We start from the raw sequence: 12,513 nt of genomic DNA on the forward strand, positions 1-12,513 counted from the left end.
GGCTCCGGCCGCCCCGCCCCGTCCCCGGACAACAACTCCCGCCCCCGCCCCCGCCACCGGCGGACGCTCCTGGGTGACCGGTGTCGTCGTTGGGACATGTCCCAACGACGACACCGGGAAGCCGTGACAGTCCTTCCGGCTCTGCCTGATTCTTTCGGACAGCGTGTTTCCAGTCGTGCCGAAAGAAGGGTTGGAAAAATGAGACGTGCCCGCCTCCTGGCGGCAGCACCGACGGCCTTGTTGCTGACCGCGGGCGCGGTGGCGCCGGTCTCCGCCGATTCCCCGGCGCAGGGCGGCCCCGTCCGCTCGGCCCCCGCGGACCCGGGCGCCACGGTGCGGTTGATCACGGGTGACCGGGTGACCGTCAGTGCCGGTCCCGACGGCAAGAAGGTCGCCTCCGTCCAGCCGGGTCCCGGCCGCAAGAACATCGTCTTCCGTACCACCGAGGAGGACGGCGTCCTGTCCGTCCTGCCCTCCGACGCCATCACCCCGATCTTCTCGGGGAAGGTCGACCGGCGGCTCTTCGACGTGACCGGGCTGCTCGCGCAGGGCTTCGACGAGAAGCACACCGACGCCCTCCCGCTGATCGTCTCCCGGCCGCCCGGCGCGTCGGTCTCCGCCCTCGACTCCCTGTCCGCGCTGAACGACGACTCGGCTCCCGCACGCCGGCTGGACAGCATCAACGCCCGTTCGCTGCACATCGGCAACAAGGACCTCGGCCGTTTCTGGAAGCAACTCGCCCACGACTCGGGCAAGTCGCCCTCCGCCCTGGAGGCCACCGACGCCACCGTGTGGCTGGACGGCCGGGTGAGCCCGACGCTCGACCGCAGCACGGCGCAGATCAACGCACCCGCCGCATGGGAGGCCGGCTACCAGGGCCAGGGCGTCAAGGTCGCCGTCCTGGACACCGGCGCCGACCTCGGCCACCCGGACCTGGCCGGCCGGGCCACGGCCACGAAGGACTTCTCCGGCAGTGCCGGGATCAACGACGCCTTCGGGCACGGCACCCATGTCGCGTCCACGGTCGGCGGCACCGGAGCGGCCTCCGACGGCAGGCGCAAGGGCGTGGCGCCCCGGTCCGAGCTGATGATCGGCAAGGTCCTCGGGGACGACGGATACGGCAGCGAGTCCGCCGTGATCGACGGCATGGAGTGGGCGGCGGCCGGCGGCGCCCGGGTCGTCAACATGAGCCTGGGCTCGGACGATCCCACCGACGGCACCGACCCGATGAGCCTCGCGGTGAACAGGCTGACCAGGAGCAGCGGCGCCCTGTTCGTGGTGGCCGCCGGGAACAACGGCGAGCAGGGCAGCCAGACCATCGGCTCGCCCGGAGCGGCCGAAGCGGCACTCACCGTGGGCGCCGTCGACCGCGACGACTCGCTGGCCCCCTTCTCCAGCCGCGGACCGCGGCTGACCGACCGGGTGGCCAAGCCCGACGTCACCGCGCCCGGTGTCGGCATCGTCGCCGCCCGCGCCGAGGGAACCACCATGGGCGCCCCGGTGGACGCCGACTACATCGCGTCCTCCGGAACGTCCATGGCCACCCCCCACGTCGCCGGCGCCGCTGCGCTGCTCGCCCAGCAGCACCCGGACTGGGACGCCACGCGCCTCAAGGACGCGCTGGTGAGCACCGCCCACCCGGTGCCCGGCCAGCAGGTGACCGAACAGGGCGGCGGCCGCGTCGACCTGGCGGCCGCGACCTCCGCACCGGTCACCGCGACCGCGACCGTGGCGCTCGGCTCCTATGTGACGGGCGAGAGCGGTGAGCGGGACCAGGACACCACCATCCGGTACACCAACACCTCCGGCTCGGAGATCGCTCTCGGCCTGACGCTCCGGCTCGCCACCACCGGCGGTCGCGAGGTCGCCGAGGGCGCGGTACGGCTCGGCGCCGACTCGGTCCGCGTCGCCCCCGGTGCCACGGCCGAGGTGTCCCTGCGCGTCGACCCGTCGGTCCTCGAACGGGGCGACTACTACGGGTACGTGAACGCCTCCACCGCCGACGGCAGGACGACCGTCCACACCACGGCGAGCCTCTCGGTCCACGGCCCCAAGCACCGGATCACCGTGAAGGTCATCGACCACGAGGGCAAGCCCGTCTCCGAGCTGCCGACGATCTGGGGCGCCGACGGCTTCGAGAGCTACCTCAGCACCAAGCCGGCCGTCGCCGAGGTCGAGGAGGGCACCTACCAGCTCAACTACTCCTCGCTGGACAACGCCGAGGACGGCCAGGAACTGCGTGAGATCGTCCTGCCCGAGGTGAAGGTCACCAAGGACATGACCGTCACACTGGACGCCCGCAGGACCACCCGGGTGGAGATCCGCACGCCCCGTCCCGCCGAGCAGCGCGACATCGTCAGCTACCAGACGTACCGTCAGCTCGACGGTCACGGCCTGATCCAGGGCACGATGTACTTCGACCTGGCCAGGCGGCTCTACGTCAGCCCCACGGCGAAGGTCACCGAGGGCCGTTTCGAGTTCGCCTCCCGCTGGCAGCTCGTCGCCCCGCTGCTGGAGGCGCGGGTCCCCGGGTCACGGCTCGACCTCGACCCGTACTACATGCACGACTCCCCGCTGTTCGACGCGAAGGGCACCCGGCTGACCGCCGTCGACGCGGGAACCGCCGACGCCCCAGATCTGCGCCGTGTCCGCGGCAGGCTCGCGGTCGTCAGGAGCGACGTCACCCGCGCGGTGGAAGTCGCCCGGGCGGCGTCCGAGGCCGGTGCCGCCGGACTCGTGCTCGTCTTCCCCCCGGGTGACTACTCCTGGAGCCGGTGGACCCCGGACGGCGAGCGCCTTCCCCTGCCCACCATGAACGTGCGCGCGGCCGAGGGAGCCGCCCTGCTGGAACGCGTCGAGCGGCGCAGGACCTCGGTGGCGATCTCCGGCACGGCCAGGAGCCCGTACCTGTACGACGTGATGCAGGTGTCCGAGGACCGCATCCCCGAACGCGTCGTGCACACCGTCTCGGACCGCAACAGCGCCGTCGTCGAGTCCACGTACGCCGATGCCGGCGGCGTCCCCTGGACGAGCGAGCAGCGCTTCGGCAGCCGTCCCTACCAGAACTTCTTCTGGAACCAGTACAGCCGGTACGTGCCCACCGGGGCGAAGCGCACCGAGTACGTCAGCGCCGGTGACACCCAGTGGCTGCACGTGGTGAGCAACGCGCTCGTCCGCACCGTCGACGCGCCCCTGCTCGACGGGATGCGCGACTCCCTGCGGACCTACCGGCCCGGCAGGCAGCCGGCCGACAACTGGTTCGGGGCCGTGGTGCGGCCGTCCGTCCCGCTCGGCACCACGACACCGTCCGTACGCTCCAACGACGTGCTCTCGTTCCGCGTCCCCGAGTTCAACGACTCCGGAACGGGCCACTGGTCCCAGGCCTGGACCGGCGGTTTCGGCACGAGCGACGAAGGCTCCGAGGGCGACACCGTCTCCGTCGGCCTGTTCCGTGACGGCAAGAAGGTCGCCGACGCCACGGATGCCTGGGAGGACTTCGAGGTGGCGCCGGGGAAGGCCGACTACCGGCTGGACGTGTCGGCCTCCCGGGTCTCCCCCGAGTGGCGGTTCGGCACGCGTACCCGGACCTCCTGGTCCTTCCGTTCGGACACCGCCACCGGGAAGACGGTGCTCCCGCTGCTCCAGGTCGACTACGACGTACCGGTCGACGCGCACAACACCGTGGCCGCGCGGCGTGGTCACACCGTGGGCCTGGCCGTCCGCAACCAGGAGGGACTGTCCGCACCGCGCGGCGTCTCCGTCCGGTTCGCGGTCTCCTACGACGACGGCAGGACCTGGTCGAAGGAGGCCCGGGCCGAGGACCACGGCCGAAACCGCTTCACGGCCGCCGTCGGCCGGCCGGAACGGACCCACGGCGACACGTTCGTGACGCTTCGGGTCACGGCGACCGACAGCGCCGGCAACAAGGTCCAGCAGACCGTGGAACGCGCCTACGAGCTCCGCAGGTAGGCGGGAAAGGGGTCCCGAAGGCTTGAAGGGCGGCGGGTACGGAGGCGGTCGAATCCTCCGTACCCGCCGCTTTCCCCTTCCGGTCCGGACATGTCCGGGGCGTATAGTGCGGTTGCCCACCGGCGGTTGTCCCGGCGAGTCCCTGTCGCCTGCCGTTCCCACCGGGCCGTTCCGTCGCTCGCCGCACGTTCGGCGGGGGCGGAAAGGATCACGATGCTGGAAGCAGTGGGGCTCGCCCCGGCCGAGGAAACCGTGTACCGGCTTCTCGTCACCCTGCTCACCGCCTCGGCGGACGAGATCGCGGAGCAGTCCGGTCTGACGGCGGCGGAGGTCGAACGGGTACTGACGGTACTCACCGCGAAGGGGCTGGTCAGCGCGACGGACCGGGCGCCCCGCAGTTTCGCGGCCACTCCCCCGGACGTCGCCCTGCTGCCACACCTCCAGAAGCAGTCCGACGCCCTGGACCACGCGCGCCTGGCGGTCACCGATCTGCTGGAGACCTACCGGCGCACCCGGCGCCGCCGGGATCCCGACCAGCTCATCGAAGTGATCACCGGTGCCGAGGCGTTGCGCCAGCACCTGCGCCGGATCCAGGACGACACGCGCCACGAGATGTTGTGGTTCTGCAAGGCCCAGTACGTGGCCATGCCCTCGGGGAGCAACGAGGCCGAGTACGACGCCCTGGCGCGCGGGGTGCGCTACCGCGTCCTGTACGAGCGGGCTTTCTTCGACGACTCGGGTGCCGTCGCGAACGTGGTGCGGGGCATGCGGGCCGGGGAGACGGCCCGTGCGGTCCCGCACCTGCCGTTGCGCCTCGCGGTCGCCGACCGGTCCATCGCCATCTGTCCCCTGGTCCCCGGCGGACCGAGCGGCAGCACCGAGGAGCCCACCACTGCGCTGGTCCGCGACAGCAGTCTGCTGGAGGCGCTGGTCGCCCTGTTCGAGCGCTACTGGGAGGACGCGGTGCCGCTCCACGTGAGCGAGTCCGGAACGGTCAGCGGCACGGACGGCTCGTCCGGCAGTCACGAACTGTCCGCGACGGACCGCCAGTTGCTGTCGCTGCTCGTGGCGGGTGTCGCGGACAAGGCCATAGCCAGTCAGATGGGGCTCAGCCGGCGCACCGTGCAGCGACGGGTCCAGTCGATGATGGCCCTCGCGGGCGCGACCACCCGGATGCAGCTGGCGTGGCAGGCCGCCCAGCGGAACTGGATGTGCTGAGGCCGTACGCACCGGGACGTCCGCCGGGCGGTGTCCCGGTGCGCGGGCGCCCCGGTGCGGGGCGCCCGTCGGCTACTCGTCCCCGGTCAGGATCGGCAGCAGCAGTGCCGCGGACCAGCTGAAACCGGGCGCGTTGAGCGGTGCCCCGGTGGTCGGGTCGTAGTTCTCCATGATCGGTCCGTCGTCCGCGAGGCCCGCCGCGTGGGTGACGAGCCGGTCCCGCAGGGCGTCCGCGTCCTTGTCGTAGCCGTAGCGGCGCAGGCCGCCGAGGGCGAAGTACGCCTGGTCGAGCCAGACGGGGCCGCGCCAGTACGCGGTCGGCGAGAAGTACGGGGAGCTCTTCGCCACGGTCGGGAACGGGACGGTGGTGGCGAACTCCGCCGGGTCGGTGAGCCTGTCGCGCACGGCACGGGCCTGCGCTCCGGACGCCGTGCCGGTCCACAGCGGGACGGCGCCCTCGATGCCGCGTCCGCGGGCCGTGAGCGGTGCGCCGGTATCGAGCGCGATGTCGTGGAACCAGCCGTCCGCGGGGACGTACATCGTCGTGCGGACGGCGGCGGACGTGGCGGCGGACCGCCGCTTCCACCGTTCGGCGTCGGCGGTGCGTCCCAGTGTGCCCGCGATGCGTGCCAGGTAGCCCTGGTCGGCGGCGAGATAGGAGTTCAGGTCGACGGACTCCTGGGTGAGGGAGTGGCCGAGGAGTGTTCCGTCGGCCGCCCGGTTGGCGACGACGCCGGTGCCGAGGGCGGCGTCGAAGCGGGGCGCGTTGTCCATGCCGCTCTCCCAGGCCGCGGCCAGCCGCTGCTGCTCGGGCGAGTCGTTGGCGGCGTCGACGGTGGCACCGTACTCGGCGAGGCCGTCGCGGTCGTGGTCCCGGTTGCGGTACCACCAGGACTGGTAGGCGGCGAGTTTCGGGTACATCTCGCGCAGGAACGCCCGGTTCCCCGACTTCTCGTACACCTTCCAGACCGCCCAGGCGGCCAGTGGGGGCTTGGAGTTGCGTTCGTTCCAGTTGCCGCCGCCGCGCGAGGGGTCGTTGTAGAAGATGACGTCGGGGATCATCCCGGCGTCCTGCGGGCGGGTCGCGGAGTCCGGGCTGACCTGCCAGTCGAACATGGCGCGGATCTGCGACTCGGCCAGTCCGGGGGCGAAGCGTGCCGTGCCCACGGCCTGCTTCCAGGTGTCCCAGGCCCAGATGCCGCCGGTGAACCACTTGTAGGAGATCGACGGTGTGATGCCGTCGTGCCTGATCTGCCCCGCCGCGCTGCGCCAGTTGGTGACGAGGGTCTCCAGCGACTTGACGGCCGTGCGCCGCCGGTCGGCCGGGACGCCCCGGGTCACCCCGGCGACGTAGCCCCGCCAGCGGGTGTCGGCCGCGGAGACGACGGCGTGGGGGCGGGCCAGCACGGCGCGGACCCGCGCCTGCTCCTTCGTGTGCTCGGCGGCGGTGAAGGTGTAGGACTCGGTCCAGTCGAAGCTGTGCGAGCGGCCCGGTGCGAGGGTCACCGGCCGCACCGCCTCGGTGCGGTACGTGTCGCCGTCCACCGTCGTGCGGACGGCTTCCTTGTGCGTGACGTCGAAGCGTTCCGTGCCGTCGGTGAGGTAGTCCCAGGTCTCGCGGACCTTCGCGAAGCCGACGCCGACGCCCGAGCGGGTGGCGGCCAGCGAGGGCGCGTCGCGCATCGGCCGGTCGGCGGGCCGCAGCAGGCTGCCGTTCCATTCGGCGCCCAGGGTGCGGGGCGCCGGGCCGGTGTTGCGGACCTCGGCCCGCAACAGGGCGCTGCGGTCGGTGGCGAAGCGGAGTTCGAGGGTGAGGCGCAGCCCGCGGCCGAGGTCGTAGGACTGGCGGAGCCGGCCCGGGAGCGAGGTGAGGCGCGGTTTGCCCCCGCCGGCCAGGTCCAGGGTGCGGCCGCGTTCGGTGAGGCTGATGCGGCTGAAGGACTTGCTGAGCCACCAGGGATATTCCTGGGCGATGTAGAGGGGCCCGGAGAAGCCGCCGTAGGCGTCGGTGTCGCCGTCCTCCGGCAGGGCGTAGGCGTGCCAGGCGCCCCGGTCGGCGAAGACGGTGACGGGGTTGTTGTCCTCGCCGTCGCCGGGCTCGGCGGTGGTGGGGGTGCCGTGCAGGTCGAGGACGTCGGCGTACGAGGGGGACGGCCCGGGGCGGGTGTGCGCGGCGGCCGTCTGCGGCACGGCGAGGGTGCCCGTGGCCAGGAGGAGCGCGGTCAGGGCGCCCAGGTATCTGTGTGCGGTCACTTGTCGGTCTCTCCAGGGGAGTCGGTGGTGAGGCGCAGGACCGCGGCGCCGAGCGGGCCGAGGTCGATGCGGTCGCGGACGGCGGCGCCGGTGAGCAGGTCGGTGCCGCCGGTCGCCCAGGGGCCGGTCAGTGGTGTCCGGGTGTCGTGGTCGTTGTGGTTGAGGACGAAGAGGTACGTGCCCCGCGGGCCGGTGCGCACGGTCGCCTCGACGCCGTGGGGGACATCGAGCACGGGGCGTGCGCCGGCCGCCCGCAGCGCCTCGTCGAGCACCGCCGCGATGCCGGTGCCGAGGTGGGCTCCGACGTACCACGCGGTGCCGGTGCCGTACGGGTGGCGGGTGACGGCGGGGCGGCCGGCCAGCTCCCCGGAGGTGTAGGTGTCGACGGTCTCGGTGTCCGGACCCCCGGGTTCGATCCACTCGCTCCACATGGTTGCCCCGGCGCCGGAGGCGAGCCGTACCTCCTCGCCGTCGGGGATCGGCCAGAACTCGTCGACGGACACGCCGAGCACGTCCCGCAGCGGACCCGGGGCGCCACCGTCGTGGATGTGGTCGTGGCCGTCGACGACGCCGCTGAAGGGGCCGCACACGAAGTGGCCGCCGCCGCGCACGTAGGCGGCGATGCGGGCGGCGTTCCCGGGCCGCAGCAGGTGGAGGTTGGGTGCGAGGACCGCCCGGTAGCCGTCGAGGTCCGCGTGCGGGGGCACGAAGTCGACGGCGACGGCGCGGGCGTGGAGCGCCGCGTACCAGGGGCGCAGGAGGTCGGGCCAGCGCATGCGGGAGGAGGGGTGGTCCTCGGCCTCCAGGGCCCACCAGGAGTCCCAGTCCAGGACGATCGCCACGTCGGCGCGGGAGGTGGTGCCGGCGATCTCGCCGAGCCGGGCGAGTTCGGCGCCGAAGCGCACGGTCTCGCGCCAGCCGCGGGAGGCGGTGCCGCGGTGCGGGAGCAGTGCGCTGTGGTACTTCTCGGCGCCCGCGCGGGAGGCTCGCCACTGGAAGTACATGATGCCGTCGGCGCCGCGGGCCAGGGCCTGGAGGGACCAGAGGCGTTGCAGGCCGGGCTTCTTGGGGACGTTGACCGGTCGCCAGCTGACGGCGGACGGCGCCTGTTCGAGGAGCAGCCAGGGCCGGCCGCCCTTGAGGGAGCGCATCAGGTCGTAGTTGAGGGAGGCGTGGACGTGGGCGCGCGGGTCGGCGGGGTCGGGGTAGGCGTCGTCGGAGACGAGGTCCTCGTGCTCGGCCCACTTCCAGTAGTCGAGTGCCTTGAACATCGACATGAAGTTGGTGGTGGCCGGGATGTCCGGGCCGGCCTCCCGCAGGGCCTCGCGCTCGGCGCGGTGGCATTCGAGCAGGGCGTCGGAGCAGAAGCGCCGCCAGTCCAGGAGCTGGGTCGGGTTGACGGGGCCCGGGGCGGTGCGGGGCGGTTCGATCTCGTCGTACGTGCCGTAGCGCTGCGACCAGAAGGCGGTGCCCCAGGCGTGGTTGAGTTCGTCGATCGTGCCGTACCGGTCGGTGAGCCAGCTGCGGAAGTGGTCGGCGGAGCGGGCGCAGAAGCATTCGGTGACGTGGTCGCCGTACTCGTTGTGGATGTGCCACAGGGCGAGGGCCGGGTGGTGTGCGTAGCGTTCGGCGACGGCCCGGGTGAGGCGGAGCGCGGCGGCGCGGTACTCGGGCGAGGAGGGGCAGTAGTGCTGGCGGGAGCCGAATTCGAGGCGTACGCCGTCGGCGGTGACCGGCAGGATGTCGGGGTGGGCGCGGATCAGCCAGGCGGGCGGTGAGGCGGTGGCGGTGGCCAGGTCGACGGCGACGCCGTGCGCGTGCAGCAGGTCCATGAGCCGGTCGAGCCAGCCGAAGTCCCAGGTGTCGGGCCCCGGTTGGATCCTGGCCCAGGAGAAGACGCCGACGGTCACCATGGTGACGCCGGCCTCGCGCATCAGCGCGGCGTCCTCGGCCCAGACCTCCTCGGGCCACTGCTCGGGGTTGTAGTCGCCGCCGTAGAGGATGCCGGGGACGCGGGTCAGGGGGGTCATCCCTTCACCGCCCCGCCGAGGAGTCCGGCGACGAACTGCCGCTGGAAGAGCAGGAAGAGGAGCATCAGCGGGAGGGTGGCGAGGAGCGAGCCGAGCATCAGGCCGGAGTAGTCGACGTGGGTGAGCCCGGTGAGGGTGTTGAGTGCGACGGGCACGGTGTATTTGTCCTCGGAGTTGAGCATGAGCAGGGGCCAGATGAAGCTGTTCCACTGCGCCATGAACGTGAAGATGACCAGGGCGCCGAGCTGGGGTCGTACGCACGGCAGTACCACCTGGTAGAAGGTGCGCAGTTCGCCGGAGCCGTCGATGCGGGCCGATTCGAGGAGTTCGTCGGGGAAGTCGACGAAGCTCTGCCGCATCAGCAGGATGCCGAAGGAGTTCACCAGGAAGGGCAGCACCACGGCCTGGTAGGAGTCGATCCAGCCGATGCTCGCCATCATCTGGAAGAGCGGTACGAGCAGGACCTGGAAGGGGATCATCATCGTGGCGAGCACCGCGCCGAGCAGCAGGCCCCGGCCGCGGAAGCGGAACTTGGCCAGGCCGTAGCCGCACATGGCGGAGATCAGCGAGCTGAGCACGGTGTGGACGACGGCGATGCCGGCGCTGTTGAGCAGGACCCGCCCGAAGCCGATCGTGTCCTGGAGCCGGACGAGGTTGTCGAGCAGTTGTCCGCCGGGCAGGAAGGGCGGCGGCGAGCGGAACAGTTCCGAGGTGGAGTGGGTCGAGGCGATCGCCATCCAGAGGAACGGCACCAGGCTGACGACGGCGCCGGCCACGAGGAACAGCCGGACCAGGACGCGGCCCGCGCGCCGGGCCGGGTGGACGCGCACGGGGGCCTGCGGGAGGGCGGTCACCGGCGGCGCTCCCTTCCGAAGGCGAGGTACTGGAGGGCGGAGATCGCGGCGATGAGGAGCACGACGACCCAGGCGATGGCGGCGGCGTAGCCGAAGTCGAACTGCTGGAAGCCGACCCGGTAGAGGTAGAGGACCGGGGTGAGGGTGGCGTCGTCGGGGCCGCCCCGGGTGAGGACGTAGTTCTCGTCGAAGAGCTGGAGCGTGCCGATGGTGGAGGTGATCACGCAGAACAGGACGACGGGGCGCAACTGCGGCAGGATGACACGGACGTACGTGGACAGGGTGCCGGCGCCGTCGATCGCCGCGGCCTCGTACTGTTCCTTGCCGATGGCCTGGAGTCCGGCGAGCAGGATGACGGCGTTGTAGCCGGTCCAGCGCCAGGTCAGGGAGACGATCAGGGAGATCCGGGCCCAGGTGGGGCTGTTGAGCCAGTCGATCTGTCCGACGCCGACGGCGCCGAGGATCTGGTTGACCAGTCCGCCGTCGGTCTTGAGGAGCACCTGGAAGACGACGGCGTACGCGACGAGGGTGGTGACGGCGGGCAGGAAGTAGACGGCGCGCCAGGTGCCGCGGAAGCGCAGCCAGGACTGGTTGAGCAGGACGGCGAGGACGAGTGCGAGGCCGATCATGACGGGGACCTGGATCGCGAGGATGGCCCCGGTGTTGAGCAGGGACTTCAGGAACACCGGGTCGTCGATCATCCGCCGGTACTGGTCGAGTCCGGCCCAGCGGGTGGTTCCGGCCTCCTCGGTGGTGAAGCTCTGCACCAGGCTCGCGCCCAGCGGGTAGGCGAAGAAGAGTGCGAAGAGGACGGCGGCGGGCCCGGCGAAGATCCAGGCGGTGGGGCGTCGTCGTCGGACGCGGCGGGCCGGGGCCCGGGCGGGGGCGACCGGCCGCTCGGGGGCGGTGGTGACGGCCATCGGGCTACTTCATCCTCTCGCGGCCGGTGGCCGCGGCGATCTGCCGGGCCGCCGATTCCAGGGAGGCGCGCGGGTCCTTGCCGCGGAGCGTCACGCCGGTGACGGCGGAGACCATGATGTCGACGGCCTTGGCGTCGTCCTTGGTGTATTCGACCGGCGGGATGCTGCGGGCGAGCCGGGCGAACACGTCGAGGACCGGCTGCCCGCCGAAGTACTCCTGGCCGGCGCTCAGGTACGGGTCCTCGAGCGCGGGCAGGTAGGCGGGGAAGAGGCCCTCGCGCTTGAGCATGGAGATCTGGTTGGCCCGGTCGGTGAGCACGAATTCGATGAAGGCCCAGGCCAGTTCGGGGTTCTTGCTCTGGGCGGGGACGCAGAGGGTGGAGCCGCCCTCGTTCGAGGTGCGGGGGCCGTCGGCGGTGAAGCCGGGCAGCGGCACGACGCCGAACCTGCCCTTCAGCTCCGGCATCTCCTCGGTGAGGGTGCCGGTCCACCAGGCGGCGGTGGGCGTGGTGGCGGCCTTGCCCTCCTTGGTGCCGGTGACCAGTCCGCTCCAGCCCTTCTCGTAGTCGATCAGGCCCCGGTCGTGCAGGGTCTTCATCAGGGTGAGGGCCTTCACGGCCTCGGGGCTGTCGACCGCGACCCGGCCGTTCTTGAAGTAGGACTGGCCCTGCTGCTGGAGGAGTATGGACAGGATTCCGGTGTCGGTGGTGTCCATGATGAGCAGCTTGTGGCCGGTGGCCTTCTTGATGCGGACGCCCGCCTCCACGTAGTCGTCCCAGGTGAGGAGCTTTCGCGGGTCGACCCCGGCGGCGCGGAAGTGGTCCTTGCGGTAGTAGAGCGCGCAGGGGCCGATGTCCCAGGGCAGGGCGAAGACCTCGTGGTCCGGTCCGGTGACGGTGCGCCAGGAGGCGCGGTCGAAGTCGCCCCCGTAGCGGCCGCCGAGGCTGCTCAGGTCGTAGAAGCCCTGGGGGAAGTTGCCGGTGTAGCGGGGCAGTTGGGTGCCCCCGATCGTGAGGACGTCGGCGAGGCCGGAGCCGCCGCGCAGGCCCACGGTGATCTTGTCGGCGGCGTTGTCGTAGCCGATGTCGGTGACGTCGACGGTGGCCCCGGGGTGGCGTTCCTCGAAGGCGCGGGCGAGGCGTTTCAGGGCGTTGGCGGCCACGTCCCACGACCAGACGGTGATCTTCCCGCTGACCTTGCCCTCCTTCTCCTTCTTCCCGCCACCGATGTCACGGGCGTCCCCGCCGCCCGTGCCCCCCATGGCGCATC

At 71.8% G+C, this 12,513-nt stretch carries 7 protein-coding genes; 2 read left to right on the forward strand and 5 right to left on the reverse strand.

What is annotated here, in order from left to right; all coding sequences use genetic code 11:
* Positions 1 to 198 precede the first annotated feature (198 nt).
* Together ABZZ04_RS24515 and ABZZ04_RS24520 are read left to right on the forward strand one after the other, a co-directional pair.
* Positions 199 to 3,969 carry a S8 family peptidase gene (locus tag ABZZ04_RS24515; RefSeq protein WP_356934344.1) on the forward strand — a complete coding sequence of 1,257 codons (3,771 nt, stop codon included), beginning with the start codon at positions 199 to 201 and terminating at the stop codon, positions 3,967 to 3,969.
* A 213-nt stretch (positions 3,970 to 4,182) separates the two neighbouring features.
* A complete protein-coding gene (locus ABZZ04_RS24520; RefSeq protein ID WP_356934345.1) occupies positions 4,183 to 5,187 on the forward strand; it encodes a helix-turn-helix domain-containing protein in 1,005 nt (334 codons plus the stop codon).
* Between the two features lie 72 nt (positions 5,188 to 5,259).
* Here the strand turns inward: ABZZ04_RS24520 and ABZZ04_RS24525 are convergent, their stop codons facing one another.
* From ABZZ04_RS24525 to ABZZ04_RS24545, 5 genes are read right to left on the reverse strand one after another with little or no spacing between them, the layout of a single operon-like run.
* A complete protein-coding gene (locus ABZZ04_RS24525; protein ID WP_356934346.1) occupies positions 5,260 to 7,440 on the reverse strand; it encodes a trehalase family glycosidase in 2,181 nt (726 codons plus the stop codon).
* Positions 7,437 to 9,470: a beta-galactosidase gene (locus ABZZ04_RS24530; protein ID WP_356934347.1), complete on the reverse strand. Its 2,034-nt coding sequence runs from the start codon at positions 9,468 to 9,470 to the stop codon at positions 7,437 to 7,439. Before ABZZ04_RS24530 ends, ABZZ04_RS24525 begins: the two co-directional genes overlap by 4 nt.
* Positions 9,467 to 10,324, reverse strand: a complete 858-nt coding sequence (locus ABZZ04_RS24535; protein ID WP_356934348.1) for a carbohydrate ABC transporter permease — start codon at positions 10,322 to 10,324, stop codon at positions 9,467 to 9,469. The genes ABZZ04_RS24530 and ABZZ04_RS24535 overlap by 4 nt, the downstream gene beginning before the upstream one ends.
* A complete protein-coding gene (locus tag ABZZ04_RS24540) occupies positions 10,321 to 11,244 on the reverse strand; it encodes a sugar ABC transporter permease (protein WP_356934349.1) in 924 nt (307 codons plus the stop codon). Before ABZZ04_RS24540 ends, ABZZ04_RS24535 begins: the two co-directional genes overlap by 4 nt.
* A 4-nt stretch (positions 11,245 to 11,248) precedes the next feature.
* Entirely contained in the window at positions 11,249 to 12,505 is a 1,257-nt protein-coding gene (locus ABZZ04_RS24545; protein ID WP_356934350.1) for a sugar ABC transporter substrate-binding protein, read from the reverse strand.
* Between the last annotated feature and the right edge of the window lie 8 nt (positions 12,506 to 12,513).

Source organism: Streptomyces sp. NPDC006435, from assembly GCF_040612315.1.
Lineage (GTDB): Bacteria > Actinomycetota > Actinomycetes > Streptomycetales > Streptomycetaceae > Streptomyces.